The sequence below is a fragment of the Amantichitinum ursilacus genome (genome assembly GCF_001294205.1).
Lineage (GTDB): Bacteria > Pseudomonadota > Gammaproteobacteria > Burkholderiales > Chitinibacteraceae > Amantichitinum > Amantichitinum ursilacus.
Map to the genome: position 1 here is coordinate 214,761 of NZ_LAQT01000009.1, position 26,193 is coordinate 240,953.

General features: G+C 60.7%; 23 protein-coding genes. 17 read left to right on the plus strand and 6 right to left on the minus strand.

Annotated elements, in window-relative coordinates:
* Position 1 precedes the first annotated feature (1 nt).
* Complete coding sequence (locus tag WG78_RS12315; RefSeq protein WP_083458995.1) at positions 2-1,036, minus strand: LacI family DNA-binding transcriptional regulator; 1,035 nt, start codon at positions 1,034-1,036, stop codon at positions 2-4.
* Positions 1,037-1,279: 243 nt separating this feature from the next.
* Here WG78_RS12315 and tauA point away from each other — a divergent pair, with 243 nt between their 5' ends.
* Genes tauA through tauC form a run of 3 tightly spaced genes read left to right on the plus strand, consistent with a single transcriptional unit; the run spans position 1,280 to position 3,956 of the window.
* Complete coding sequence (gene tauA / locus WG78_RS12320) at positions 1,280-2,269, plus strand: taurine ABC transporter substrate-binding protein (protein ID WP_053938127.1); 990 nt, start codon at positions 1,280-1,282, stop codon at positions 2,267-2,269.
* 27 nt (positions 2,270-2,296) lie between these two features.
* Positions 2,297-3,085: a taurine ABC transporter ATP-binding subunit gene (tauB, locus tag WG78_RS12325; RefSeq protein WP_053938128.1), complete on the plus strand. Its 789-nt coding sequence runs from the start codon at positions 2,297-2,299 to the stop codon at positions 3,083-3,085.
* 1 nt (position 3,086) lies between these two features.
* Positions 3,087-3,956 carry a taurine ABC transporter permease TauC gene (tauC, locus tag WG78_RS12330; RefSeq protein WP_083458997.1) on the plus strand — a complete coding sequence of 290 codons (870 nt, stop codon included), beginning with the start codon at positions 3,087-3,089 and terminating at the stop codon, positions 3,954-3,956.
* Between the two features lie 206 nt (positions 3,957-4,162).
* On the opposite strand, the gene WG78_RS12335 is transcribed toward tauC, so the two are convergent.
* The 3 genes from WG78_RS12335 to WG78_RS12345 all read right to left on the minus strand — a co-directional run bounded on the left by WG78_RS12335 (position 4,163) and on the right by WG78_RS12345 (position 8,473).
* Positions 4,163-5,629: an ATP-binding protein gene (locus tag WG78_RS12335; RefSeq protein WP_053938129.1), complete on the minus strand. Its 1,467-nt coding sequence runs from the start codon at positions 5,627-5,629 to the stop codon at positions 4,163-4,165.
* The gene (locus WG78_RS12340) at positions 5,626-6,354 is read right to left on the minus strand and encodes a response regulator (RefSeq protein ID WP_053938268.1); all 729 of its coding nucleotides are present in this window, start codon (positions 6,352-6,354) and stop codon (positions 5,626-5,628) included. Before WG78_RS12340 ends, WG78_RS12335 begins: the two co-directional genes overlap by 4 nt.
* Positions 6,355-6,604: 250 nt before the next feature.
* Positions 6,605-8,473 (minus strand): ATP-binding protein, encoded by a 1,869-nt coding sequence (locus WG78_RS12345; protein WP_083459002.1) that lies wholly within the window; start codon positions 8,471-8,473, stop codon positions 6,605-6,607.
* Positions 8,474-8,665: 192 nt separating this feature from the next.
* Here WG78_RS12345 and WG78_RS12350 point away from each other — a divergent pair, with 192 nt between their 5' ends.
* Positions 8,666-9,919, plus strand: coding sequence for a D-amino acid dehydrogenase (locus tag WG78_RS12350; protein ID WP_053938131.1), 1,254 nt, complete (start codon positions 8,666-8,668; stop codon positions 9,917-9,919).
* 123 nt (positions 9,920-10,042) lie between these two features.
* On the opposite strand, the gene guaB is transcribed toward WG78_RS12350, so the two are convergent.
* Positions 10,043-11,509 carry an IMP dehydrogenase gene (guaB, locus tag WG78_RS12355; protein WP_053938132.1) on the minus strand — a complete coding sequence of 489 codons (1,467 nt, stop codon included), beginning with the start codon at positions 11,507-11,509 and terminating at the stop codon, positions 10,043-10,045.
* A gap of 201 nt (positions 11,510-11,710) precedes the next feature.
* Here guaB and WG78_RS12360 point away from each other — a divergent pair, with 201 nt between their 5' ends.
* The 4 genes from WG78_RS12360 to WG78_RS12375 all read left to right on the plus strand — a co-directional run bounded on the left by WG78_RS12360 (position 11,711) and on the right by WG78_RS12375 (position 15,726).
* Complete coding sequence (locus WG78_RS12360) at positions 11,711-12,907, plus strand: patatin-like phospholipase family protein (protein ID WP_083459004.1); 1,197 nt, start codon at positions 11,711-11,713, stop codon at positions 12,905-12,907.
* Between the two features lie 135 nt (positions 12,908-13,042).
* Complete coding sequence (locus tag WG78_RS12365) at positions 13,043-13,534, plus strand: disulfide bond formation protein B (RefSeq protein WP_083459006.1); 492 nt, start codon at positions 13,043-13,045, stop codon at positions 13,532-13,534.
* Complete coding sequence (locus WG78_RS12370; protein ID WP_053938134.1) at positions 13,531-14,469, plus strand: LysR substrate-binding domain-containing protein; 939 nt, start codon at positions 13,531-13,533, stop codon at positions 14,467-14,469. The genes WG78_RS12365 and WG78_RS12370 overlap by 4 nt, the downstream gene beginning before the upstream one ends.
* Before the next feature lie 102 nt (positions 14,470-14,571).
* The gene (locus tag WG78_RS12375) at positions 14,572-15,726 is read left to right on the plus strand and encodes an NAD(P)/FAD-dependent oxidoreductase (protein WP_053938135.1); all 1,155 of its coding nucleotides are present in this window, start codon (positions 14,572-14,574) and stop codon (positions 15,724-15,726) included.
* Between the two features lie 34 nt (positions 15,727-15,760).
* Here the strand turns inward: WG78_RS12375 and WG78_RS12380 are convergent, their stop codons facing one another.
* The gene (locus tag WG78_RS12380) at positions 15,761-16,678 is read right to left on the minus strand and encodes an SPOR domain-containing protein (RefSeq protein ID WP_053938136.1); all 918 of its coding nucleotides are present in this window, start codon (positions 16,676-16,678) and stop codon (positions 15,761-15,763) included.
* A gap of 161 nt (positions 16,679-16,839) precedes the next feature.
* On the opposite strand from WG78_RS12380, the gene ndk reads away from it, so the two are divergent.
* From ndk to der, 9 genes are all read left to right on the plus strand, one after another.
* A complete protein-coding gene (ndk, locus tag WG78_RS12385) occupies positions 16,840-17,265 on the plus strand; it encodes a nucleoside-diphosphate kinase (RefSeq protein WP_053938137.1) in 426 nt (141 codons plus the stop codon).
* Positions 17,266-17,291: 26 nt separating this feature from the next.
* Positions 17,292-18,413: a dual-specificity RNA methyltransferase RlmN gene (rlmN, locus tag WG78_RS12390; protein WP_053938138.1), complete on the plus strand. Its 1,122-nt coding sequence runs from the start codon at positions 17,292-17,294 to the stop codon at positions 18,411-18,413.
* A 45-nt stretch (positions 18,414-18,458) separates the two neighbouring features.
* Positions 18,459-19,193 (plus strand): type IV pilus biogenesis/stability protein PilW, encoded by a 735-nt coding sequence (pilW, locus tag WG78_RS12395; RefSeq protein WP_269082667.1) that lies wholly within the window; start codon positions 18,459-18,461, stop codon positions 19,191-19,193.
* 44 nt (positions 19,194-19,237) lie between these two features.
* Complete coding sequence (locus WG78_RS12400; RefSeq protein WP_053938140.1) at positions 19,238-20,146, plus strand: helix-turn-helix domain-containing protein; 909 nt, start codon at positions 19,238-19,240, stop codon at positions 20,144-20,146.
* Positions 20,147-20,170: 24 nt separating this feature from the next.
* Complete coding sequence (gene ispG / locus WG78_RS12405; RefSeq protein WP_053938270.1) at positions 20,171-21,451, plus strand: flavodoxin-dependent (E)-4-hydroxy-3-methylbut-2-enyl-diphosphate synthase; 1,281 nt, start codon at positions 20,171-20,173, stop codon at positions 21,449-21,451.
* Between the two features lie 59 nt (positions 21,452-21,510).
* Complete coding sequence (gene hisS / locus WG78_RS12410; protein ID WP_053938141.1) at positions 21,511-22,797, plus strand: histidine--tRNA ligase; 1,287 nt, start codon at positions 21,511-21,513, stop codon at positions 22,795-22,797.
* Between the two features lie 69 nt (positions 22,798-22,866).
* A complete protein-coding gene (locus WG78_RS12415) occupies positions 22,867-23,496 on the plus strand; it encodes a YfgM family protein (protein ID WP_161805113.1) in 630 nt (209 codons plus the stop codon).
* A gap of 2 nt (positions 23,497-23,498) precedes the next feature.
* On the plus strand, positions 23,499-24,644 hold the full coding sequence (gene bamB, locus WG78_RS12420; protein ID WP_083459012.1) for an outer membrane protein assembly factor BamB: 1,146 nt from the start codon (positions 23,499-23,501) through the stop codon (positions 24,642-24,644).
* A 13-nt stretch (positions 24,645-24,657) separates the two neighbouring features.
* Positions 24,658-26,079, plus strand: a complete 1,422-nt coding sequence (der, locus tag WG78_RS12425; protein ID WP_053938144.1) for a ribosome biogenesis GTPase Der — start codon at positions 24,658-24,660, stop codon at positions 26,077-26,079.
* Positions 26,080-26,193: the final 114 nt, after the last annotated feature.

The window sequence follows — 26,193 nt, forward strand, 5'->3', positions numbered from 1 at the left end:
TTCAGGCGCTCGCGCGGAGGGCTAGCCGGTGCGGCAGCAGTACATGGGCGGGCGGGCGGCCGCGGTCAGCCAGCAAATCCAGCAGCAATTGCACGGCGGTTTCGCCCAGTTGTCGCATCGGCTGCGCCACGGTGGTCAGCGGCGGATCGGTCTGCGCGGCCAGCGCGATATCGTCGAAACCGACCACGGCCACATCGTGCGGAATGCGCTTGCCCAGGCTGCGCGCACCGGCCAGCGCGCCGATGGCCAACGTGTCGGATACCGCAAACACGGCGGTGGGCGGCGCGGCCAGCGCGAGCAGTTGCGTCATCGCCGCGTTGCCGGCCGCGTAATCCAGGCTATGCGTGTTGATGCACCAATCGGCCCGCGGCGTGATGCCCGCTTCGGTCAGCGCATCGTGCCAACCTTGCTTGCGTTGCCGCGCGTACAGCCAGGTTTCGTCCGTGTTGATCAACCCGATACGGCGATGGCCGCGTTCCAGCAAATGCTGCACGGCATCGCGCGCGGCCAGACGGTTGTCGATGCCCACATACGGCACGGCCATGGCGGGGTCGAACTCGGCGCAGGCCACCCAGGCCAGATGGGCGTTGTCGTGCGCCAGCGCGTGCTGCACGGTATCCGGGTCGAGGCAAATCGCGCCGTCCGCGCGCCGGCGGCGTAACAGATCAAACCAGGTGTGCTCGCGTTCCACATCGGCGCCGGTGTCGCACAGCACCACCAGATAACCATGCTGGCGCGCCACGCTATCGATGCCGCGCATGATCTCGGCATAAAATGGATTGCCTACGTCCGGCACCAGCACCAACAGCAAGCGGCTTTCGGCGGTGCGCAGATTGCGCGCCATTTCGTTAACGCGATAACCCAGCGTTTGCACCGCGGCCATCACCGCGTCACGCGTGGCGGGTTTCACCACCTGCTGGCCGTTCAGCACGCGTGATACCGTGGCCACCGACACATTGGCGTGGCGCGCCACGGCGGCAATCGATACCGACGGCGCAGGGGCAGGGCGGGGTAGGTTAGCGCGGGGTTCGGACATGAATGTAGTCGAATGTAAACGATTACATTTTTGTAGGGTGTCGCTGCGGCAGGCGCAAGAAGTTTCGATGTTGCGGCGCGCCAATGCATGCGTGCGGTGGCAATGCCTAAGCAATCCTGAATTACAAACAAAAAAGAATAACAATCGCACTTATTATTCTTTTTGGTTTGTAATGTGCTTTGCTAGATTGGCCGCTCACGTCAGCAGGCGTGCCTACAACAAACACACGAACGGGGACTGAATATGAGCACATTGAACAAAGCGCGCTGGCTGGGCTGGTTGGCGCCGTTGACGCTGGCCGTTGCGGCCACCGGCGTACACGCAGCGGACGACGTGACCGTGGCGTATCAAACCACCGTGGAGCCCGCCAAAGTGGCGCAGGCGGACGGCGTGTATGAGAAAGCCACGCACAGCAAAATCAACTGGCGCAAATTTGAAAGTGGCGCGGAAGTGATAGCCGCGGTGGCGTCCGGCGATGTGCAAGTGGGTTATGTGGGTTCCAGCCCGCTGGCCGCTGCGGCCAGCCGGGGCTTGCCGGTGGAAACGTTCTTGATCGCTATCCAGATTGGTTCGGCCGAAGCGCTGGTGGTGCGGCCCAGCATCAATAAACCGGCCGATCTGATCGGTAAAAAGATCGCCGTGCCGTTTGTTTCGACTACGCATTACAGCCTGCTGGCCGCGCTGAAACACTGGCAGATTGATCCGTCCAAAGTGCAGATCATCAATCTGCGTCCGTCCGAAATCACCGCCGCCTGGCAACGTGGCGACATCGATGCCGCTTACGTGTGGGACCCGGCTTTGGGCAAAGCCAAAGAAACCGGCAAGCTGCTGGTGACGTCGGCGGACGTGGGCAAGTGGGGCGCGCCGACGTTTGATGCGTGGATCGTGCGCAAGGATTTCGCCAGCAAGAATCCCGACTTTGTTACCGCCTTTGCCAAGGTCACGCTGAAAGCCTATGCCGATTACAACGCCAATCCGAAAGCCTGGATTGCCAATCAAGCCAACCTGGACAAGGTGTCGCGTCTCACCGGCGCCAAGCCCGAAGAAATTGCCGGTTTGCTGGAAGGCAATGGCTACCCGGATGCGACCCAACAAAGTAACTTGCTGGGCGCCAATACCGTCAAGGCCGTGGCCGCCACATCGGCGTTTCTGAAAGAACAAGGCAAAGTGGACAGCGTGCAGCCCGACTACGCGCCGTGGGTGGAAGGCAAGTTTGTGCGTGCCGCCCGATAATCCCAACCTGTTGCCGGAGCGCGCCCCATGAGCCCCACGCAAGGTCTGCAATTTGAAGCCGCCAGTGTGATCTATCCGGGCCAGAGCCAACCCGCGTTGCATAACGTCACGCTGCGGGTGGCTGACGATGATGTGGTGGTGGCGCTGGGGCCGTCCGGCTGCGGCAAAACCACGCTGCTGAATCTGGCGGCGGGGTTTTTGCAGCCCAGCCAGGGCGTGGTGCGCTTTAACGGCGAGCGCATCAGCGCGCCCTCGGCCGCGCGCGGCGTGGTGTTCCAGGACAACGCGCTGCTGCCCTGGCTGAATGTGCTCGATAACGTGGCATTTGGCCTCAAGTTGCAGCGCGTGCCCAAGGCCGAGCGCGAACAACGTGCGCGCGCCGTACTGGCGCAAGTCGATCTGCAAGACTTTGCCAGCCAACACGTGTGGCAATTGTCGGGCGGCATGCGCCAGCGCGTTGGGCTGGCGCGGGCGCTGGCGGCGGACCCACAATTGCTGCTGATGGATGAGCCGTTTGCCGCGCTGGACGCCTTTACGCGCGAGCAGATGCAGGAGCTGTTGCTGCAACTGTGGCGGCGCAACGGCAAACGCATTTTGCTGATTACGCATGACATCGAAGAAGCCGTGTTTCTGGCCACGCATCTGGTGCTGATGTCGCCGCGGCCAGGCCGCATTGTCGAGCGGCTGCCGCTGGATTTTGGCCGGCGTTACGCCGCAGGCGAATCGGCGCGCAGCATCAAATCCGACCCGTCTTTTATCGCCACGCGCGAACACGTGCTGGCGCGCATCTTTGCCCATCGCGGTCAGGAGCAATGATATGGAGCAAACGCTATTGACCACCGAACTGGATGTGACCGAAGCGGCCAGCGTGGAGTGCGCCAGTTGCGCTGCAGGCGTGCGGCCGTTGCCGGAGCAGCGGGTCTTTAAACCGTGGGTATCAAGCGCCACAACCGTGGGCGTGCTGCTGTTGATCTGGTGGGCGGTGACGACTGCGGGGCTGATCCAGCCGGTGTTTTTGCCGTCGCCGCAAGCCGTGGTGGGCAAAGCCTGGACAGTAAGCACCACCGGGTTTATGGACGCCACCTTGTGGCAGCATCTGGGCGCCAGCCTGGGCCGCATGCTGGTGGCGTTGCTGGCCGCAGTGGTGCTGGCGGTGCCGGTGGGCGTGGCGATGGGCTTGTCGCGGCGCGCGCATGCGATTCTTGATCCGCTGATCGAGTTTTATCGGCCGATTCCGCCGTTGGCTTATTTGCCGCTGATTGTGATCTGGTTTGGTATCGGCGAGTTATCGAAAGTCTTGCTGATCTATCTGGCGATTTTTGCGCCGATTGCGATTGCCACTGCGGCGGGCGTGCGCCATGTCGACCCGGCGCGTTTGCGCGCGGCGCAAGCGCTGGGCGCGACACGCTGGCAGAGCGTGCTCTACGTGGTGCTGCCGAATGCGCTGCCCGACATTCTGACGGGCATCCGCATCGGCTTGGGCAGTGGCTGGTCGACGCTGGTGGCGGCCGAGCTGATCGCCGCCACGCGCGGGCTGGGCTTTATGGTGCAATCGGCGGCGCAATTTCTGGTGACCGATGTGGTGGTGCTGGGCATTGCCGTCATCGCCATCATCGCCTTTGCGCTGGAACTGGGCCTGCGCTGGTTGCAACGCCGCCTGACGCCTTGGAAGAGCATGGCGTCCTGATGGGGCCGACAGCAGGGAGCGCCGGTCAGTGAGACGCTGATCGGGCAGCCAGTTGGGATTGCTTTGGGGTGGTGGGTCTCGACCCACCCTATCAAAGCGTGGCGGTTACCGCGCCACGGCAGCGCCAAGCCATACGGTGGGTCAAGACCCACCCAGCAAAGCGGCATGCCCATATCGCCGTCAATTGAAATGCATTGTGGCCGGGTTTATGCGGCGGCCAGCGGTAGTTGCACAATCGCCACCATGCCGTGGCCGGTGTTTTCCAGCCGGATGTTGCCGCCGTGGCGTTGCACGATATTGCGCGCAATCGCCAGTCCCAGACCCACGCCGCCGGTTTCGCGCGAGCGCGAGCTTTCCATGCGGTAGAACGGCTCAAACACTTTATCCAGATAATCGTCGGGCAAGCCCGGGCCGTGGTCTTCGATGCGGATATCCACCAGGCGGCCGCGCCGTTCGGTGCTGACGATGGCGACGTCACCGTATTTGATGGCGTTGTCGATCAGATTGGTCATGCAGCGTTGTAGCGATGCCGGATTGGCGCGGATGGCCACGCCGCTGCGGTTGCGCAATGTCACGTCCTGGCCCGCGTCGGCGGCATCGATGCACACCGTTTCCAGCAGCGAATCCAGATCGAGATTCTGCATATGATCGGCCGTGGTGCTGCGGGCAAAATCGAGGCCTTCGCGCACCAGTTGCTGCATCGCCGCCAGATCATTGAGCAATTGCGCGCGCAGTTCGGGGTTTTCGACTTTTTCCAGGCGCAGGCGGATGCGCGTCAGCGGCGTTTGCAGGTCATGCGCGATGGCCGCCAGCATGAATACGCGTTGCTGGATATGGACGCGAATCTGCGCCTGCATGGTGTTGAACGCGGCGATGGCGCGGCGGATTTCCCACGGGCCTTCTTCGCGCAGCGGTTGGCGCTCGATATCGGCGCCCAGTTCGCTGGCCGCGCGCGACAAGCGCCGCAATGGCGAAATCACCATGCGGGCCGCTACCCACGCCAACGCGGCAATCAGCGCAAAGAACACCAATAGATGCACGGGAAACGGGCGGCCAGCGGCGAACGGGCCGAATGGCGGCGGGCCGCCAAACGCTGAACCGATCGCGATATGCACCGGCGTGGCGTCGCTTAGCTGCAGATCAACGCGCATGCACGGAATTTCGGTTTGCGGCCCAGGGTTGCCGGTATTGATGCCGCCGGGGCCAGGATCAGGTCGTCCTTCTTGCGGGCCAAAGCCGTCCTCGGGGCGCGGTCCAAACGGGCGGTCATCCGAGCTGCGCGGAAAGCGCACGCAGCGTTCCTGTGCGCTGGCGTGCATCACCTGGACATCCGCAGGCAAACGGGCGCGCAACGACGCCATCAGGGCGCGGTCATCGTCGCCGCGCACCGTGGCGTCACCGCCCAGCGTGGCGCGCAAGCCCACGTGGCCACTGGACGTGACAATCTTCGGCCGCACTTCGGCTGGAATGCCGTTGAGCAAATGCATGAACTGCGCCACGCGTTCGGTATCGTGTTGCGCGCGCAGTTGTTGCATGGATTGCTGTTCTTCGCGCCGCGCCAGTTCCAGCGTCAGCAGAATCGACAGCACCACACCCGCCGCCAGCAGCAGAAAGATGCGATTGGTCATCGAGCCCGTCAGCTTGTGCCAACGGCGGGTGAGGCGTGCTTTCAATGGTCGACCGTCACTACGGCGGCAAGCACGTAGCCTTCGTTACGAACGGTTTTGATCAGTTGCGGCGACTTGGCGTCGTCGTCCAGCTTTTGCCGCAAGCGGCTGATCTGCAGATCAATGGAGCGCTCGAACGGCTCGGCGTCGCGGCCTTGCGTCAGGTTGAGAATCTGGTCGCGGTTGAGCACGCGTTGCGGGTGTTCCAGCAGCGTTTTAAGCAGGCGGAATTCGCCGCCCGACAGCATTACCAGCACGCCATCGGGGCGCACCAGATGGCGCGCACGCAGATCGAGCGTCCAGCCGGCAAAGCGCATGGCGGTGGCGTCCGGCGTATCGAGGTTGGGCGGCAGCGCCCAGGTGCGGCGTAGTACGGTGCGGATGCGGGCCACCAGTTCGCGCGGTTCAAACGGCTTGGTCAGATAGTCGTCCGCGCCCATTTCCAGGCCCAGAATGCGGTCCACCGGATCGCCGCGGGCGGTCAGAATAATGACCGGCAGGTTGGAGTCGGACCGCAGATTGCGGCACAGCGTAAGGCCGTCTTCGCCCGGCAGCGTTAAATCCAGCACCACCAGATCGACCTTGTTGGCGTCCAGCATACGTTGCATGCCTGCGCCGTCACTGGCGGTAAAGGCGCGAAAGCCGTGGGTATCCAGGTAATCGGCCAGCAGGCTGCGGATTTCGTGGTCGTCATCAACGACGAGAACGCGGGTGGGGGTCTGGTTTTCCATAAGCGCCATCAAGAGTTACGCGCACATTAGCGTGCGGAGCGGGTTATCACCGTGCCATTTGTATCAAGCCGGGTTGCCAGCGAATGTATGTGAATCACCCCTGCGCCGAAAGCCGGTTTTGTATCTCAACGTATCAGGCGCGCGCCCAAACTTGCATTGATACAAATCTTTTGCAGGCTCGCTGTCATTGTCAAAGTGGCGTAGGCCGCATGTAACCCGGGCCGACCGGCGGCGGCCGCGTGGGACGTTGTCAGGGAAGCAGTGCAAACTCGCGCGCGCCTGGCTCACGGCGTAAGTCGGGTACGGTAAAGAACAGCGTGGTGCCTTCGTTGGCTTTGCTGCGCGCCCAGATGCGGCCGTCATGACGGTGGATGGCACGTTGGGCGATGGCCAGACCGATGCCATTGCCCGCCGCTTCGCCGGGGCCATGCAGGCGGTGGAAGGGTGTAAACAGTTTGCCGGCCTGGCTCATGTCAAAGCCGACACCGTTATCGCGCACATAAAACACCGGTTGGCCGCCGGTGGGGTTCATGCCGAACTCGATATCGGCATGGTCGCGCGTGGCAGTAAATTTCCACGCGTTGTGCAGCAGGTTATGCAGCACCACGCGCAGCAAACGCGGGTCGGCCCAGGCGGTGAGGCCGGGGCGCACGCGCACGCTGACTTTACGCTCGGGCTCCAGCGCTTCCAGTTCTTCGATCACATCCTGCGCCAGCGCGCTGACATCCACTTCTTGCCGCCGTACTTCGCTGCGCGAGATACGCGTCAACGCAATCAGGTCTTCGATCAGCATCGACATATTCAGCACGGCCGTGCGGATGCGCGACAGATAGTTGCGCGCGTTGATATCGAGCTTTTCGCCGTAGTCTTCCTGCAGCACCTGGCTAAAGCCGTCGATGGTGCGCAGTGGCGTGCGCAAATCGTGCGAAATCGACCACGACAAGGCATCACTTTCATGCTGCACCGTGGCCATCGCGCGGGTGCGCTGTTCGATCGCTTCTTCCAGATGGTTGCGATAGTTTTCCAGCTCTTGCGCGGTATGGCGGCGCGCGCTGATATCCACCAGATAGCCTTGCAGATGCTTGCTGCCATCCGCGTTGACCGTGGCACTGGCCGCCAGCCACACCCACACCACCCGGCCGTCATGGCCAATAAAGCGGCATTCGACCTGGCTGTGGCGGGTCTGCGTAAACTCGGAAAAGACCGGATAAAGCAGATGGCGGTCATCCGGGTGCAGCACGTTAACCAGAAAGTTTTCCTGATACCAACTGGCCAGCGGATAACCGAGCAGATCTTCGGCTTGCGGGCCGACGTAGGTAAAACTCCAGGCCTCGGGGTGGGCATCCCAGGGGATGACCTGGGTGTTTTCCACCAGCCGCCGATAGCGATCTTCGCTGGCGCGCAAGGCGGATTCGATCTGGCGCCGGCTGAGCAGGTCAGCTTCGAGCTGCAGGTTTTTTTGTTCCAGCGCCTGGATCAACTGGCGCAAGGACAAACGCGTGTGTTCCAGATTGCGGCCCAGCGTGCCCAGTTCGTCATTGCGTTGCCATTCAAAGCCTTCGGTCAGGTCTTGCTGCGCCAGTTTGAGCGACTGGCGCGTGAGTTTGTGCACCGGCCGCAGCAGACGCGATTCCAGCAGGAACAAGATCAGCCCCATGCTGATCGCCACCTGCAAAGCCACCGCAATAATATAAAAGCGTTGATTGGCGTGGATTTGCGCCACCACATAACCGTCGTCGAGTTCTACCGTGACGGTGCCAATATTGTTGCCTTGCTTGCTGACGATGCGGGAGAGCTTGTACAGATGGCCGGTAACGCGATCGGGCCGATTGGCGCTAAGAAAATTACCCAGCGTGGCGTCGTTAACGCTGATGCGCACCACGCGTTCATCGCTCATAAACGATTGCAATAGCGGCCGGCCCGCTTCGGGCGACAGATTCCACAACGGTTCCTGCATGCCCAGCGCCAACACATCGGCTATGCGCGCATGGGCGGCGTGCAGATCGGCTTCGGCCTTGTCCAGTTGACGGTTAAGGCTGAAATAGCCGTTGATGCTGGCGGGCAACAGCGTGCCGAGCAACAAGGCGAGGATCAGAGCGGTACGGAGAGAAAGATTCATTCGGCCCGGGCATGAATGTTAAAGGTGATGCGCTTGCCCACGTGCGCCGAGGCGGGCGTTTGATTTCATCTTACATGATGGCGCCACGGCTGCTGTCGGCACGGTTGCCGCACTTGCCTTGCGCGCAACACACGCTGCAGCTGTGGCCAGGATAGCGGCATAATACGGGCTCGCAAAGAAAGGTGATCCAGCATGCGGGTAGCGGTGTTAGGGGCGGGGATAGCGGGGGTGACGTCGGCGTGGTATCTGGCACAAGCCGGCCACGAGGTGACGGTGCTGGAGCGCGGCGATGCAGCGGCGCTGGAAACCAGTTTTGCCAATGGCGGGCAGATTTCGGTGTGCCATGCCGAGCCATGGGCCAATCTCAAAGCGCCCTGGAAGATATTGCAATGGCTGGCCGAAGACGACGCGCCCTTGCTGTGGCGTATGCAGGCCGACGTGGCGCAATGGCGTTGGGGTTTACGGTTTTTGCGTGAGTGCGCGCCAGGCCGGGCGCGCCGCAATCTGCAGGCGCTGGTGCGCCTGGGCTTGTATAGCCGACAGGCGCTGCAGGAATTGCGCGGTCAGCTGGGTCTGGATTACGACCAGTCCACCCGCGGCATCCTGCATTACTACACCGATCCACGCGAATTTGAAGCTGCTTTGCCCGCTGCGGCTGCCATGCGCCAGATGGGCTTGCAGCGCACACCGGCTACGCCCGCCCAATGCGTGACGATAGAGCCGGCCCTGGCGCACAGTCATCGGCCCATCGTTGGCGGCACCTACACCGAGAGTGATGAATCGGGCGACGCGCACCGGTTTACCCAGCTTTTGGCGGCGCGCTGCCAGCAGGCAGGTGTGCGCTTTCGCTACGGCGTAAACATTGCGCGCATCGTTCCCGCAGCGGACGGCGTGGCGGGCGTGCAATTGGCGGGCGAGGATGAGCTGGTGACGGCCGACGCGTATGTGGTTTGCCTGGGCAGCTACACGCCGCACGCGCTACGCCCGCTGGGCATTACCCTCGACATCTATCCGGCCAAGGGCTATTCGGTGACGGTGCCGGTGGAAGCAGGCGATATCGCACCCGAAGTCAGCCTGACTGACGATGGGCAAAAGCTGGTGTTCTCGCGTTTGGGGCAGCGCTTGCGTGTGGCCGGGATGGCGGAATTTGCGGGCTACGATTTGCAGATTGATCAGGCGCGCTGCCAGGCGTTGCTGCGGCGCGTGCGCGAGATTTTTCCGCATCTGGCGCGCTATAAGGATGCGCAATTCTGGACAGGTTTGCGGCCTTCAACGCCGGGCAATCTGCCCTATATCGGCAAGACGCGGGTTGCGGGTCTGTTTGTGAATAGCGGGCACGGTACGCTGGGCTGGACCGAAGGCTGCGGTAGCGGGCGTGCGCTGGCGGATCTGCTGGGCGGTCGGCGGCCCGAGGTGGATTACCCGTTTATGCTGAACGCCGCATAAAAATATAGGGTGGGTCGAGACCCACCATTCAAAACCGCAGAGAAGTACATATAAGCGTGCTTCTCGTTGCCTTTGAATGGTGGATCTAGACGGGGACGCCCAGTCCCACCCTATATGTTCAGGTTATTCCACGCGGTAGTTCGGTGCTTCCTTGGTGATCTGCACGTCATGCACATGCGATTCGCGGATACCGGCCGAGGTGATCTCGACAAATTCCGCTTTCTTGTGCATCTCGTCGATCGTGGCGCAACCGAGGTAGCCCATCGAAGAGCGCAGGCCGCCAATCAGCTGATGCACGATAGCGGTGACCGAGCCCTTGTACGGCACGCGGCCTTCAATGCCTTCCGGCACCAGTTTGTCGGCGTTGGCGGTGTTTTCTTCCTGGAAGTACCGATCGCTGGAGCCTTGTTGCATTGCGCCCAACGAACCCATACCGCGGTAGCTCTTGTACGAACGACCCTGGTACAGCTCGACTTCACCCGGCGCTTCTTCGGTGCCGGCCAGCAAGCCACCCAACATCACGGTGTGTGCGCCTGCCGCGATGGCCTTGGAGATGTCGCCCGAGAAGCGGATGCCACCGTCGGCAATCAGCGGCACGCCGCTGCCTGCCAGTTCGTCAGCCACGTTGGCGACGGCGGAAATTTGCGGCACGCCCACGCCAGCCACGATACGCGTGGTGCAGATCGAGCCCGGGCCGATACCGACCTTGACCGCATCCGCGCCCGCATCAACCAGCGCACGCGCTGCGGCGGCGGTGGCGATGTTGCCGCCAATGACCTGCACGTTGGGGAAGTTGCGTTTAACCCAGTTAACGCGATCGATTACGCCTTTGCTGTGGCCATGCGCGGTATCGACCACGATGACATCAACTCCGGCTTCGGCCAGCAGCGTAACGCGGTCTTCGGTGCCGTCGCCGGTGCCGACTGCCGCGCCCACGCGCAAACGGCCCAGTTCGTCTTTCGACGCAAACGGGTGTTCGCTGGTCTTGATAATGTCTTTTACGGTAATCAGGCCGCGCAGCTGGAAACTGTCGTTAACCACCAGCACGCGTTCGAGCTTGTGGTCGTGCATCAGATTACGTGCTTCGTCAATCGAGCCGCCTTCGCGCACAATCACCAGACGCTCTTTCGGGGTCATGATGCTGGCGACAGGCACGTCGAGACGGGTTTCGAAACGCAGATCACGGTTGGTGACAATGCCGACCACCACGCCGCGGCTGTCAATGACCGGGAAGCCGGAGATGCGATGTTGACGCGTCAGCGCCAGCACATCACGCACCAGCATTTCGGGCGCTACGGTCAGCGGATCTTTAACGATGCCGGATTCGTAACGTTTGACTTTGGAGACTTCCTTGGCTTGCAGCCGGGCCGACATGTTTTTGTGCACGATGCCGATGCCGCCTTCTTGCGCAAGCGCAATGGCCAGCGGGGCCTCGGTGACTGTATCCATGGCGGCGGAGATCAGCGGCAGGTTAAGCCGGATGTCGCGCGTAAATTGCGTAGTGAGGCTTACATCACGCGGGAGAACTTCAGAATGAGCCGGGACGAGCAGGACGTCGTCGAAGGTAAGGGCTTTTTGTACGATGCGCATTTGTGCGAATCCTTTCACGCCAAAAGTCGATTGTACCGAAAGAATCGCCGTACGCCTATCCTGTTGTCATGTCTAGCAGTAACTGATGGGTGTGGCGGTAGGCGTCACGGGCTGTGCGGCGGTTTATGCCTATGATGCACAAGATTGAGAAAGCTCTTATCCATCCAGCATGTTGACTCTATCCGCAGTGAGCGCCCTTGCATGACTTCACCCATCCCGGAAACCTCGTCTGCGGCGCAAGCCGCCGTCTGTAAAGCGCAGCCTGCCGCGCTGATCTTGTCTGGCGGTGGCGCACGCGCCGCATATCAAGTGGGCGTATTACTGGCGATTGCACGCTTGTGGCCGGTGGGTGCGGGTAATCCGTTTCCAATCGTCTGTGGTACGTCGGCGGGCGCGATCAACGCAGCGGCGCTGGCGGCGCGCGCGGGGGATTTCCATGGCGCGGTGCGGCATCTGGGCAATTCGTGGCTCAAGCTGACGCCGGACCAGGTTTATCTCTCCAGCGCATGGGCCTTGGGTAAAAGCGCGCTGCATTGGGCTGCATCTTTATTGCTGGGTGGGCTGGGCAAGCGCAATCCGCGTTCTTTGCTGGATAACCAACCGCTGCGGCAAATGCTGGCGGCGCTGGTGGATTTTCCCGGTATCGGCGCGGCGGTGCAGCGTGGCGATTTATCGGCGCTGTCGATTACGGTGTCGGGCTACACCTCGGGCCAGTCAGTGAGTTTTTTCGAGGGCGCAGCTGACCACGCTAACTGGCAGCGCGCCTCCCGGCTGGGCGTGCGCGAAAAAATCGAGCTGGATCATCTGATGGCATCCAGCGCCATTCCGCTGGTGTTTCCGGCGGTGCGTTTGCATCGCGAATATTTTGGCGATGGTTCGGTGCGGCAGATTGCGCCGATCAGCCCGGCGATTCATCTGGGTGCGCAACGCATTCTGGTGATCGGCGTGGCGCCGCAACGCGAACTGCCGCCGCGCGAGAAGGTGCAGGATTATCCGTCGCTGGCCCAAGTGGCAGGGCACTTATTAAATAGCGTATTTCTGGATGCAATGGAGACCGATCTGGAGCGCGTGCAGCGCGTCAACCGCACCGTGGGTTTATTGCCCGAACACGCGCTGGCGGCGCATCAAACCGATCTGCACGCGCTGGATGTGCTCACCATTGCGCCATCACGCCCGCTGGAAAAACTGGCGATGCCGCATCGCAACACGTTTCCGCCCGGCTTGCGGTTTATGTTGCGCGGCCTGGGCGCCTTTCGACGCAATGGGTCGGTGTTGGCCAGTTATCTGCTGTTTCATCATGACTATGTGCGTCAACTGATCCGGTTGGGCTATCGAGATGCCATGCATCAGCGCCATGCATTGCGTGAATTTTTGGGAATTGCTGCGCGCAGCGATTGAACAGGCGTCAGGGCGGGGTGCGCCTGGAACAAATTGCCAGCGCGTCAGTCTTCCGCTGGTGCTTGACGGCACTTACAATGGCGATTGATAAAAACAATCGCAGCATAATATTCAATAAATCAACAGGTGGCAGACATGGTCAAGTGGCGGCTCGGTTTTCTGGGACTGGCGTTGGTGTGTGCGGGGTGCATGGCTTATGCACTGTATGAACAATATTACGAATTCTTGAGTCCGTGCCCGCTGTGTATTTTCCAGCGCATTGTGATCATTACGTTTGGGGTGCTGTCGCTGCTGGCAGCATTGTTGCCGGCGCGCGGTAGTCGTTTCTGGCCTGTCGTGCTCACGCTGGTGGGCTTGTCCGGTATGGGCGTGGCGGGCCGACATATCTATATCCAGTATTTTATGGATACCAGCAAATTGGCGTCCTGCGGTCCCGGTCTGGAAATGATGCTGCAAAAGCAGCCGTGGCTGGAGGTGTTCCGTGCTGTGTTGGTGGGCCACGGCGAATGTGCAGTCATCGACTGGAAATTCCTGGGCCTCAGCATGCCGTGCTGGACCTTCATTCTGTTTGTGGCATTGACCGTCGGCGCATGGCTGGTGTGGAAATGCCAGGGAAAGCGTAAATGACGTTGACTGAACTGAGATACATCGTGGCCGTGGCGCGCGAGCGCCATTTTGGCCGCGCCGCCAACAGTTGTTTTGTGTCGCAGCCGACCTTGTCGGTGGCGGTCAAAAAGCTGGAAGACGAACTCGGCATCACTTTGTTTGAGCGCGCCGCGGGCGAAGTCACGTTGACGCCGATTGGTGATCGCGTGGTCGAGCAGGCACAACGCGTGCTGGAAGAAGTGCAGGTGATCAAACAATTGGCCGAGCAGGGCAAAGACCCGCTGGCCGGGCCGCTGAAGCTGGGCATTATCTATACGATCAGCCCGTATCTGCTGCCGCATCTGATTCCGCAAATGCGTGAAATTGCGCCGCAAATGCAGATTCTGCTGGAAGAAAACTACACCGGCCGCCTGGCCGAGATGCTGAAGCAGGGCGAAATTGATCTGGCTATCCTGGCCGAGCCTTTCCACGAGCCGGGGATCGCCACCCGCGCCATCTACGACGAACCGTTTGTGGTAGCGACGCCCAAAGGGCACGCCTGGGAGAAGTTTGAGCAGATCGATTCGGCGCAACTGGCCGATGAAAACGTGTTGTTGCTGTCGCCCGGCAATTGCTTTCGCGATCACGTGCTGCAAACCTGCCCCGACCTGAACCGCGAAAGTCTGCCCGCCGGTAGCCTGCAGCGGACGCTGCAAGGCTCCTCGCTGACGACCATCCGGCATATGGTGGCGGGTGGCATCGGTGTGACGGTGCTGCCGGTCACGTCGATTTCGGCAGGGGATTCGTCGCTACTTACTATCCGCCCGTTTGCTGCGCCGGTGCCGACACGCCGCGTGGTACTGGCGTGGCGGCGTAATTTTCCGAGGCTGGGCGCGGTTGAGGCGGTACAGGAGGCCATCCTTAACAGCGATTTGCCGGGCGTGCAGTTTCTGGAAGAAGAGCCCGCCGCAGCCTGATGGTTGCGCAGTGCTGCCCGACATCCATCGCAATTCAATCAGTCAGTAGGTCAATAAATAGAAAGTGCGCGCCGATCAGGCTGCGTCTGGAGAACACGTTTTATGGCATCCCCTGTAGTCATCATCGGCGCGGGCCTGGCCGGCTATAACCTGGCGCGCGAATTCCGCAAGCTGGACCCCACTTTTCCGCTGGTGATCATCGCCAACGACAAAGCGGGCTTCTATTCCAAGCCGATGTTGTCGAATGCGTTGGCGGGCAAAAAGACCGCCGAAACGCTGGTTATGAAGTCCGCCGAAAAAATGGCGGAAGAACTCAATGCCATTATTCGTGCTGATACCGAAGTGGTGGGCGTCGATCTGGCTTCCAAACTCTTGTTGCTGTCCGATGGCCAGGCCCAGCCGTACCGTGATCTGGTGCTGGCGGTCGGCGCGCAACCGGTGCGCTTGCGCCTGGGCGGCGACGCTGCTGATGAAGTGCTGTCGGTCAACCATATCGAAGACTTTGCGGTCTTTGCGCAAAGCCTGGAAGGTGCCAAGCGCATTGCCGTCATTGGTGGCGGCCTGATTGGCTGCGAATTTGCCAATGATTTGCTGGCGCGTGAGATTGCGCCGGTCGTCGTTGAGGCGGGTGCATGGCCGTTGCCGGGTTTGCTGCCTGATGTGGCGGGCGCCTGGTTTGCCGCACGCTTGACGCAATCCGGCGTGCGCTTTGTATTGAACACCACCGCCAAGGCTGTCGACAAAGCGGGCGCGGGCTACAAAGTCACCTTGTCCACTGGTGAAGTATTGGAAGTGGATTGCGTATTGTCGGCGGTCGGCCTGCACCCAAATACGGCGCTCGCCGAAGCGGCGGGTCTGCACGTCAATAAGGGTGTGGCTGTGGACCGTCAGTTGCGCACCAGCAATCCCAATGTGTTTGCGTTGGGCGATTGCGCCGAAGTGGAAACCATCCACCTGCCGTATGTCATGCCGCTGATGCATGCCGCGCGGACGCTGGCCCAGGTGTTGGCGGGCAAGGATGATGTGGCGCTGGCTTATCCGGCGATGCCGGTGCTGGTAAAAACGCCATCCTGCGCGACGATCGTCGCGCCGCCGGCGCATGGCGCATTGGGCGAGTGGCAAGTGCAGACCGCCGAAGACGCAATGGAAGCGCATTTTGTCGGTGCGGATGGGCAGCTGCTGGGCTTTGCGTTGCTGGGCGCGGCCACCAAACAGCGGCAGATTCTGAGTGCGAAACTGCCGCCGGTACTGGCCTGAGCGTTGCTCGCGGGGTTGATGTGGTCAGCCCCGTTTAATCCGCTGTGTGCACCACGGGTTCAATGCCGAGGGCACGCAGCTTTTTAATCGCCGCATCGGCCTCGGCTTTGGTTTTGAAGGGGCCGATTTGTACGCGCGTTTCCAGGTAGGCCGGCACGCCCGCATTCTGTAGCTGACGCAGCATCTTGTCGGCATTGCTCTGATGCAAGAAAACACCTGCCTGCACGGCATAACCATTGGCGACGGCATGTGTTTCGAAATTGCGCGCTGCCGTCGTGGGCGTGGCGGCAGGTGGCGTGGTGGCGGATGCTGTCGCGCCGGTGTCATACAGCGGTGCCAGACTCAAAGCGGGTTCGGTGCGCGTCGGATTTTTGTTGCCGCCTGCAGACGTAGGGCGGGTCGCGTTCTGGATGGTCGGCGTTGCGGGTGTCGCCAGCGCATTGCTGGTCGATTTGCTGGGTGACGTTGCAACAGGCTGCACATTGGCAGTGGGTGTTGGGTTAACCAGTGGCGCATTCGGTACATAACGCGGTGCGGCCTCGGCTTTTCGGCCCGTCACCGGCGCCACGCCGGGCGGCTCGGTAGCGACGGCGGCTATCGGCGTTATGGGCGCGCTGGTCGGGGTTGCAATGGGGGTCGGTTCGCTAGTAACGGCGGGCGAACTGGCGGCAACCGCGCTGGCGATCACCTCACTGGCAGTGATGGTGCTGGCAATCATTGCAGGGGCGCTGGCGGCCGAGCTGGATGCCGGTGTGCTGGCAATCCGGGTAGGAGCGGGGCGGGGCGTGCTGGGCAGGATCACATCCTGACTGGCGTCGGGGCGATCCAGCAGCCAGATGCCGCCCAGTACAATAATGATCAGCCCGGCGGCAATACCCAGTCGCCAGAACAGTTGTTCTTTAAGCCGGTTTTGCTCCGCCTGCTGCAGGATGGGGTCCAGTTGGTCGCTCATCTGCCGAATCGGGGTTGAGTTTGTTATAATGCCCGGCTGTCTGGCTGCAAGACGCCCTCGGCGTGCACCGATCATGAGCCGCGATGCCGTGTTTATCAGGTGTCGCAGGCACGCAGTAAATCATCAGCAATCCTCGCAAGTCAATCACACTGGAGCAATAAATGGCTATTGAACGCACCCTGTCCATCATCAAACCTGACGCAGTTGCCAAGAACGTTGTGGGCAAGATCGTTGACCGCTTCGAAACCGCTGGCCTGAAGGTTGTGGCTGCCAAGCTGGTGCAACTGTCGCGCGCTGAAGCTGAAGGCTTTTACGCCGTGCACGCTGCTCGCCCGTTCTTCAAAGACCTGGTTGACTTCATGGTTTCCGGCCCCGTGTTTGTACAGGTTCTGGAAGGCGAAGGCGCCGTTCTGAAAAATCGTGACCTGATGGGCGCGACCGATCCGAAGAAAGCCGACAAGGGCACCATCCGCGCTGACTTCGCTGAGTCGATCGACGCCAACGCCGTGCACGGTTCCGACAGCGCCGAAAACGCTGCAATTGAAATCGCTTACTTCTTCCCGGCTAGCCAGGTTTACAGCCGCTAAGCGGGCAGATTGCGGGAGCTCTGGATATGTCGGTCAATTTGATGGATTACGATGCGGAAGGCCTTGCCGAGCTGATGATCAGCTACGGTGAGAAGCCGTTTCGCGCCAAACAGTTAATGAAGTGGATCCACCAACGCGGTGAAACCGACTTCGGCAACATGACCGACATCGCTAAGGGCTTTCGCGAAAAGCTGCAGGCCGGCGCCATCGTCAAGGCGCCCGGCATGCTGGCCGAACATGTGGCCAGCGACGGCACCACCAAGTGGCTGCTGGATGTGAATGTCGGCAACGGCATCGAAACCGTGTTCATCCCCGAGGATGATCGCGGTACCTTGTGTATTTCTTCGCAAGTAGGTTGCGCGCTGGAGTGTTCGTTCTGTTCGACGGGCCGCCAGGGCTTCAACCGCAATTTGTCGGTCGGCGAAATCATCGGTCAGCTGTGGTGGGCCAATAACCGCCTCAGCGCCGAACAAGCGCGCGTGGGTGCGCCGGTAAACGATGATGGCCGCATCGTCACCAATGTGGTGATGATGGGTATGGGCGAGCCGCTCGCCAATTTTGATAACGTGGTTTCCGCGCTGCAAATGATGCTCGACGACAATATGTATGGTCTGTCGCGTCGCCGCGTAACCCTGTCCACCTCGGGCATGGTGCCGGCCATGGACCGCTTGCGCGACGCTTGTCCGGTGGCGCTGGCTGTGAGCTTGCATGCGTCCAATGACCGTATCCGTGACGAAATCGTCCCGCTGAATAAAAAATATCCGCTAGCCCAGTTGCTGGCGGCCTGCAATCGCTACCTTGAAAAAGCCCCGCGCGACTTCATCACGTTTGAATACGTGATGCTTGAAGGCGTGAATGATCAGCCCGAGCACGCGCGCGAGCTGGTAGCGCTGTTGCGCGATACCCCTTGTAAGCTGAATCTCATTCCTTTCAATCCCTTCCCGAATTCGGGCTACAACCGATCGGGCCGTGATGCTATTCTCGCGTTCCGTGACATCCTGGTGAATGCGGGCTACATCTGTACCGTGCGCAAGACGCGCGGTGACGACATCGATGCAGCCTGCGGCCAGTTGGCAGGGCAAGTGAAGGACAAGACGCGCCGCACCGCGCGCCTGGCCGCGGAGACCCGGCCGATTACATTCAGATAAAACCACACAGAGGGGAAGTGCATGATCCGGCGGTATCCGCTTTTGATGTTCTGCCTGGCAATGTCATGCTTGAGCGCCCAGCGCGCACTGGCCGATGACAGCACTTCTTCCGGTGATCGCCGCGCTGCGGTGCACACCCAACTGGCGGGTGAGTACCTGAAGCGTGGCCAATACAACGTGGCGGTGCAGGAAGTGCGCGAGGCGCTGACCACCAGCCCGCGTTATCCGGCCGCCTTTGGCATGCTGGGCCTGATCTACGCCGAGTTGCGCGATGACGCCCAGGCCACGGCCAACTTCAAACAAGCGCTTGAATATGCGCCCAATGATCCTGACCTGAACAACAATTATGGTTGGTATCTGTGCGGGCATGGCAAGCCGAAAGAGGGCGTGCAGTATTATCTGAATGCACTGAAGAATCCCTTATATCCCACGCCCGATAAAACCCTGCTTAGCGCCGGCCAGTGTGCGGCAACAGCGGGTGACTACGACAACGCCAAAGATTATTTCACCCGGGTAATGCGTTATCGCCCGGACAGCGTCGATGCACGTTTCCAGTTGGCCGAACTGGGTCTGAAGACCAAGGATTACGTGCTGACCCGGCAAAACTACAACGAAGTGCAACGTATGGCGCAGCCCAGCGCACAAGTCACCTTTCTGGGCTTGCGGCTGGAACACGCACTCGGCAACAAAGAGGCCGAGGCGCGCCTGTCCGAGATCCTGAAGCGTCAATATCCGGATTCCATTGAAACCACCCGGTTGTTGAGCGGTCAGCTTGACTGAGCCCGCTAACATCAAGGCAAGCCGGAACACCGGCGGACGATGCAATGAGTGAACAAGAACAGAACCTGCGTGTGCATGGGCCCGGTGCGGCCCTGAAGGCGCGGCGCGAAGAGTTGGGCCTGGATGTTGATTACGTGGCCACGCAACTGAAGTTGTCGCAGCGCCAGATCGATTCGATTGAAAGCGACCGCTTTGATCAATTGCCAGGCAATACCTTTGCGCGCGGCTTTGTGCGCAACTATGCCCGCATGCTGCAACTGGATCCGGCGCCGATCATGGCCGACCTGGAAAGCCGTTTGCCGCACGAACGCACGCAAGCGGCGCTGCCGCATGTGGCCGAAGAGTCGTCGGCTTTCAATCTGAGCAGCGGTAGTGGCTCGGGTGGGCGCTGGATGGTCGGTCTTGGTTTTGTGGTGGCGTTTATCGGCGCGGTAGGTGCGATCCTGTGGTACTTGCAGCAACCGGCTTCGCCCGAACTGGCCACCTCGGGCGCTGCGGCCTCCGCGGTTGCACTGGAAACACCGCCCGCCATCGCCAGTGACACGGCCGCCAGTGATAGCGCCGCAGCAACGGTGGCCAGCGCGACAACGCCTGCTGCCCCCGCAGCGCTTGCGACGGCGGCAACGCCAACGCCCGCGCCCGCTGCAACGCCGACCCCTAAGCCCGCCGCCACGCCGACCCCCGCGCCCGCGGTAGTCGCCAGTGCGCCGCAAGGTGAAGGTCCGGTGCGGCTGATTGTGGCGGAAGATTCCTGGGTGCAGATTACCGATGCCAATGGCACGCGCCTGGTAGGCAATCTGCTCAAGTCAGGCACCGATCGCAGTTTTGCCGGCACCGGTCCCTATCGAATCAAGATCGGCAATGCACCCGGCACCAAGCTGTATCTGCATGGCCAGGAAGTCGATCTGGCCCCGTATATCAAGAACAATGTGGCAACGCTGGAACTGAAATAAGCGGTTCTTCTCCAGGCAGAAATGATGATTACCGATAGTATTCCCCGTCGTCCCACGCGCCAGGTGCGCGTGGGCAATGTCTGGATTGGTAGCGATCACCCGATCGTGGTCCAGTCCATGACCAACACCGACACCGTCGATGCCGTCGGCACCGCCCAGCAGATTTACGATCTATGGCGGGCTGGCTCGGAGATGGTCCGCATTACCGTCAACAGCCCCGAGGCCGCCTCGCAAGTGGCGCGCATTCGTGACATCCTGGCCGCCAAAGGCTGTGATGTACCGATCGTGGGTGACTTTCACTTTAACGGTGATCGTTTGCTGCGTGACTATCCGGAATGTGCGGAGGCGTTAGCTAAATACCGTATCAATCCGGGCAACGTCGGCAAGGGCTCGAAGAAGGACGAGAAGTTTGCGTTCATGATCGAGAAGGCCATCGAGTACGACAAACCGGTGCGCATTGGCGTTAACTGGGGTTCGCTCGATCAAGCGTTGGCCGTGCGGCTGATGGACGAAAACTCGAAGCTGGCGCAGCCGCTGCCTGCCGATGCCGTGATGCGCGAAGCGCTGATCCGCTCCGCGCTGGATTCGGCCGCGCAAGCGGTCAGCTGGGGTCTGGCGCAAGACAAGATCATCCTGTCGTGCAAAGTGTCGCACGTACAGGATCTGATCAAGGTCTACCGCGATCTGGCAGGCCGTTGCGATTATCCGTTGCACCTGGGTCTGACCGAAGCGGGCATGGGCTCGAAAGGCATCGTGGCTTCGTCGGCGGCGTTGGCCGTGCTGATGCAAGACGGCTTTGGCGACACCATCCGTATTTCGTTGACGCCGGAGCCCGGTGGCGATCGGGCGCGCGAAGTGATTGTGGCGCAAGAATTGCTGCAGACGATGGGCTTGCGCTCGTTTACGCCGCTGGTAACGGCCTGCCCCGGCTGTGGTCGCACCACCTCCACCGTTTTCCAGGAACTGGCGCAAGGCATCCAGCAATATCTGCGCGAACAAATGCCGATCTGGCGTCTGCAATATCCAGGCGTCGAAGACCTGAAAGTGGCGGTGATGGGCTGCGTGGTCAATGGTCCGGGTGAATCCAAACTGGCCGATATCGGCATCAGCCTGCCTGGCACGGGTGAAGTGCCGGTCTGTCCGGTGTATGTGGACGGTGAAAAAACGGTCACGCTGAAGGGCGATCGGGTCACCGAAGAGTTTCTGGCCATCGTGCAGGACTATGTGGTGACGCGTTATCAGGAAGGCGGCGCCAAGCGTCGCGAAACCGCCGCACCCCGCAGTATTCCGCTTAAACAAATCTGACCGCTGCGCGCCGCCTTGCAACAGGCGGCGCGTGTCTTTACCCATACCGGATTGATCAAATGAGTAAAAATATCGAGGGCGTCCGCGGCATGAATGACGCGCTGCCCGTCGTTACCAAGGGCGCACCGATCGCCACCCCGGCCTGGCTGTATCTGGAAAAGGTGGCGCGTGAATGGCTCAATGCTTATGGCTATAAGCAGATTCGCACCCCGATCGTCGAATCGACCGATCTGTTTGTGCGCGGCGTAGGTGAGCACACCGATATCGTCGAAAAAGAGATGTATTCGTTTGAGGACAAGCTCAACGGCGAACGCCTGACGTTGCGCCCGGAAGGTACGGCCGGCACGGTGCGGGCGTGTATCGAACACGGCTTGTTGTACAACCAGACCCAGCGTCTGTGGTACATCGGCCAGATGTATCGCCACGAGCGTCCGCAGAAAGGTCGTTATCGTCAATTCCATCAGATTGGCGCGGAAGCATTTGGCTTCGAAGGACCCGATGTCGATGCTGAGCAGATCGTTATGCTGGCCGATTTCTTCAAGCGGCTGGGCCTGACTGGTTTGACGCTGGAGCTGAACACGTTGGGCGAAGCCAGTGAACGCGCCGCGCATCGCGCCGAGCTGATCAAGTATCTGGAAGGCTTTAAAGAGCAGCTGGATGAAGATGGCCAGCGCCGTTTGTACACCAACCCGTTGCGCGTGCTGGATACCAAAAACCCGGCACTGCAAGAGATGGCCAACAATGCGCCGCGTTTGCTCGACTTTCTGGGCGAAAAATCGCGCGCGCATTTCGAGGGTTTAAAGGCGCTGCTGGACGCGGCGGGCGTGGCGTATGTGATCAATCCGCGGCTGGTGCGTGGCCTGGATTATTACAATCTGACGGTATTTGAGTGGACCACCACCGAACTCGGCACGCAAGCCACCGTGGGTGGTGGCGGCCGGTACGATGGCCTGGTCGAGCAGCTGGGCGGCAAGCCTTGCCCCGGGGTCGGTTTTGGCCTCGGCATCGAACGCATGTTGCTGCTGCTCGAAGCACAAAACATCGTCGCGCCTGCGGCGGTGCCCGATGTGTATCTGGTGCACAGCGGCGAAACCACCAGCACAGCGGCGTTTACGTTGGCGCATGCTTTGCGCCAACAGGGGCTGGCGGTAGTGCTCAATTGCGGCGGGGGTAGCTTTAAGTCGCAGTTTAAAAAAGCCGATGCCAGCGGCGCGCGTTTTGCGGTGGTGCTGGGCGATGAAGAAGTGGCCAATGGCACCGCCAACCTCAAAACCTTGACCGGCGCGGATGCTGGTGCGCAGGTGACGCTGCCGAGCGCGGACTTGCTGGGCAGAATTCGGGCATAATCCCGAGAGTTTGCGGTCTCTACAGAATAACGACGGGCGATCCAGGTATCGCTGATACAGGAATTGATGATGGCTTTTGATCTGCAAGAACAAGAACAGATTGCCCAGTTGAAAGGTTGGTGGGCGGATTGGGGCAAATACCTGACCACGGCCGCCGCCATTGCGCTGATCGCCTATGGCGGCTGGACCGGTTACAACAGCTGGCGCGATAGCCAGGCCGCTGCCGCAGCGGATCTATATGGCCAACTGGAAACCCAATTGGGTGGCGATGCCGCCAAGGTGCGTGACAGCGCTGACAAGATCAAGGCGCAATATGGCGACAGCGCTTATGCTCCACGCGCCGCCTTGCTGGCCGCCAAAGCCAGCGTGCGCGCCAATGATTTCAAATCGGCGCAGACGCAACTGGAGTGGGTGGTAGCGCATGCCAAAGAAGCCGAAGTCCGCGATGCCGGCCGTTTGCGCCTCTCCGCGGTGCTGCTGGACCAGAAAGCGTATGACGAGGCCGTGAAGGCGCTGGGTGGTCGCGAAGTGGACGCCAACGCGGGCTTGTTTGCTGAATCGCGCGGCGATGTACTGGCCGCTAAAGGCGATAACAATGCGGCACGTGACGCATACAAAGAAGCGCTAGCCAAGTTAGCCAAAGACGCGCCCAATGCGAAGTTCGTCCAAGTCAAACTTGAAGCTCTCGGAAACGCCTGATCATGTCTTTGCACCGTAGAAACACCCTTCGAAGCGCGGCGCTGGCTGCGCTGACCGCCGCATTGCTGGCCGCGTGCGCCGCACCGAGCAATGCGCCGGAACCGTCGAAACTGCCCGTGGTCACCAACTCGGTAAACGTGGCGGTGCAGTGGAAACTGAGTGCCGGTAGCAGCACTGATTACCGCTTTCTGCCCGCGCGTCTGGGTGATAGCCTGGTGGTAGCGGGTGGCCCCGATCGGCTTGGTATGTATCAACTGGCTGATGGTCGTCGCGAATGGGAAGTTCGCCTGCCGCAAGCGATTGCTGGCGGCGTAGGTGCTGGCGAGGGCGTGGTTGCTGTAGGTACGCTCAAGGGTGTGCTGCTGGCATATGACGCGCAGGGCAAAGTGCTGTGGCAAGGCCAGGCGTCCAGCGAAATCATCGCGCCGCCAGCGGTGGGCCATGGTGTAGTGCTGGTGCGGACTGGCGATGGCAAGATTGCCGCGTTCGATGCTGCAGATGGCAAGCTTAAATGGCAGTTCCAGCGCCAGATGCCGTCGCTGACACTGCGCAACTATGCGCCTATCGTTATCGACAACGGTTTCGCCTACGCCGGCATGCCGGGCGGGCGTCTCGTGGCACTGGCTACAGGCGATGGTCGCGTATTGTGGGATAGCCCGGTGGCCATACCCAAGGGTGCCACTGAAGTCGAGCGCGTATCTGACGTCGTCGCAGCGCCCGTCGTGGCCGGCGGCACCGTTTGCGCCGTATCGTACCAGGGCCGCGTAACCTGCTTTGACAAAGTCAATGGCTCGGTGCAATGGTCGCGCGAGACCTCCAGCTTTGCCGGTCTGGCCATCGACGGCGGTCATGTGTACGTGACCAACGATCAAGGTCACGTGCTGGCCTATGAACGCGACACCGGCCGCAATGTGTGGACGCAAGAAAAGTTGTATGCCCGCACAGTAGGCGCGCCCGCCCTGCTGGCAGGTAATGTGGCGGTGGCCGACTATCAAGGCTATATCCACCTTCTGAACACCGATACTGGTGAATTTGTGGCTCAGCTCCGTACGGATGACAGCCGCATTGCCGCCGCTCCTCAAACCTGGGAAGACCATCTGATCGTACAGTCACAAAAAGGTGACGTATTTTCGGTGGGCGTTAAGTAAATAAAGTAGAAGCATGAAGCCAACCATTGCCCTCGTCGGGCGCCCGAATGTGGGTAAATCCACGCTGTTCAACCGGCTGACCAAAACGCGTGATGCGCTGGTCGCCGACTATCCGGGCCTGACCCGTGATCGCCACTACGGCCATGGCCGTGTGGGCGATCGGCCGTATCTGGTCGTCGATACCGGGGGCTTCGAGCCCGTGGTCGACGACGGCATCATGCATGAGATGGCCCGCCAGACGCTGCAAGCCATCGACGAAGCCGACGCGATTATCTTTATCGTCGATGGCCGTTCGGGTTTGACGCCGCAAGACAAGATCATTGCGCAGCGCCTGCGCCAGACGCAGCGTCCGGTGTATGTGGCCGTCAACAAGGTCGAAGGCATGACGCGCTCGGTGGTGACCGCTGAGTTCTTCGAATTGGGCCTGGGCGATCCTGGCGCGATCTCCGCCTCGCATGGCGAAGGCGTGCGCGAGATGATCAACGAAGTGCTCGAACTGTTCCCGGTGGAAGAGGAAGAGGAAGAAGCCAATCATCCCAAATTTGCCGTGATCGGCCGGCCCAATGTGGGCAAGTCGACGCTGGTCAATGCGGTGCTCGGCGAAGAGCGTGTCATCGCGTTTGACGAGCCTGGGACTACACGCGATTCGGTGTATATCGATTTTGATCGCGGCGAAAAAAAGTACACCATCATCGATACGGCTGGTGTGCGTCGTCGCGGCAAGATCGACGAGGCCATCGAGAAATTCTCGGTGGTTAAAACCATGCAGGCGATTGAAGACGCCAACGTCGTGGTGCTGGTACTGGATGCTACGCAAGAGGTGTCGGATCAGGATGCGCGTCTGGCCAGTTTCGCACTGGAAGCCGGTCGCGCCATGGTGGTGGCCGTCAATAAATGGGAGGCTGCCAACCTGGAGCAGCGCGAAATCATCAAGCGCGAAGTCCTGCGCAAGGTGGGTTTTCTGTCGTTTGCACAATTCCATTACATCTCGGCGCTACAGGGGCAGGGTCTGGCGGAGTTGTTCAAGTCGATCGATCAGGCTTACCACGCCGCAATGATCAAGATTCCGACACCAAAACTGACTCGCGCACTGCAATTGGCCATTGAACGGCAACAGCCCCCTTTGGCTGGCAAGATTCGCCCCAAGTTACGTTATGCCCACCAGGGTGGCACCAACCCGCCGGTGGTGGTGATTCACGGCAATGCGCTCGAAAAAGTGCCCGCCGTGTACTGGCGTTATCTGGAATCCACGTTTGTGAAGACGTTCAAGCTGCAAGGCACGCCGTTGCGCGTGCAGTTCAAGCTGGGCGACAACCCGTATCAAGAGAAAGAAGAAGTATCTCGCTCCAAGCCGGGTCTGGTGGCGACGCGTAAGGCAAAAGTCGCAGAGAAAGCGAAGTTCAAACAACGCTTGGCGGCAAAGAAAGGGCAGTAAGCGGTAAGGCGCGGCCTGACATGCCCAGGGCGCGCCGATGCTGCGATGTAGCACGTGATCAAGTCGTCCTGGCATAAGCGGGGCGGACTGCAAGACCGGTTGCATTGCAGCGCA

Excerpts from the sequence above, each read along its gene's own strand:
- WG78_RS12315 (WP_083458995.1), bottom strand. The coding sequence starts at position 1,036 with ATGTCCGAACCCCGCGCTAACCTACCCCGCCCTGCCCCTGCGCCGTCG.
- tauA (WP_053938127.1), top strand. The coding sequence starts at position 1,280 with ATGAGCACATTGAACAAAGCGCGCTGGCTGGGCTGGTTGGCGCCGTTG.
- tauB (WP_053938128.1), top strand. The coding sequence starts at position 2,297 with ATGAGCCCCACGCAAGGTCTGCAATTTGAAGCCGCCAGTGTGATCTAT.
- tauC (WP_083458997.1), top strand. The coding sequence starts at position 3,087 with ATGGAGCAAACGCTATTGACCACCGAACTGGATGTGACCGAAGCGGCC.
- WG78_RS12340 (WP_053938268.1), bottom strand. The coding sequence starts at position 6,354 with ATGGAAAACCAGACCCCCACCCGCGTTCTCGTCGTTGATGACGACCAC.
- WG78_RS12345 (WP_083459002.1), bottom strand. The coding sequence starts at position 8,473 with ATGAATCTTTCTCTCCGTACCGCTCTGATCCTCGCCTTGTTGCTCGGC.
- WG78_RS12350 (WP_053938131.1), top strand. The coding sequence starts at position 8,666 with ATGCGGGTAGCGGTGTTAGGGGCGGGGATAGCGGGGGTGACGTCGGCG.
- guaB (WP_053938132.1), bottom strand. The coding sequence starts at position 11,509 with ATGCGCATCGTACAAAAAGCCCTTACCTTCGACGACGTCCTGCTCGTC.
- WG78_RS12360 (WP_083459004.1), top strand. The coding sequence starts at position 11,711 with ATGACTTCACCCATCCCGGAAACCTCGTCTGCGGCGCAAGCCGCCGTC.
- WG78_RS12365 (WP_083459006.1), top strand. The coding sequence starts at position 13,043 with ATGGTCAAGTGGCGGCTCGGTTTTCTGGGACTGGCGTTGGTGTGTGCG.
- WG78_RS12370 (WP_053938134.1), top strand. The coding sequence starts at position 13,531 with ATGACGTTGACTGAACTGAGATACATCGTGGCCGTGGCGCGCGAGCGC.
- WG78_RS12375 (WP_053938135.1), top strand. The coding sequence starts at position 14,572 with ATGGCATCCCCTGTAGTCATCATCGGCGCGGGCCTGGCCGGCTATAAC.
- WG78_RS12380 (WP_053938136.1), bottom strand. The coding sequence starts at position 16,678 with ATGAGCGACCAACTGGACCCCATCCTGCAGCAGGCGGAGCAAAACCGG.
- ndk (WP_053938137.1), top strand. The coding sequence starts at position 16,840 with ATGGCTATTGAACGCACCCTGTCCATCATCAAACCTGACGCAGTTGCC.
- rlmN (WP_053938138.1), top strand. The coding sequence starts at position 17,292 with ATGTCGGTCAATTTGATGGATTACGATGCGGAAGGCCTTGCCGAGCTG.
- pilW (WP_269082667.1), top strand. The coding sequence starts at position 18,459 with ATGTTCTGCCTGGCAATGTCATGCTTGAGCGCCCAGCGCGCACTGGCC.
- WG78_RS12400 (WP_053938140.1), top strand. The coding sequence starts at position 19,238 with ATGAGTGAACAAGAACAGAACCTGCGTGTGCATGGGCCCGGTGCGGCC.
- ispG (WP_053938270.1), top strand. The coding sequence starts at position 20,171 with ATGATTACCGATAGTATTCCCCGTCGTCCCACGCGCCAGGTGCGCGTG.
- hisS (WP_053938141.1), top strand. The coding sequence starts at position 21,511 with ATGAGTAAAAATATCGAGGGCGTCCGCGGCATGAATGACGCGCTGCCC.
- WG78_RS12415 (WP_161805113.1), top strand. The coding sequence starts at position 22,867 with ATGGCTTTTGATCTGCAAGAACAAGAACAGATTGCCCAGTTGAAAGGT.
- bamB (WP_083459012.1), top strand. The coding sequence starts at position 23,499 with ATGTCTTTGCACCGTAGAAACACCCTTCGAAGCGCGGCGCTGGCTGCG.
- der (WP_053938144.1), top strand. The coding sequence starts at position 24,658 with ATGAAGCCAACCATTGCCCTCGTCGGGCGCCCGAATGTGGGTAAATCC.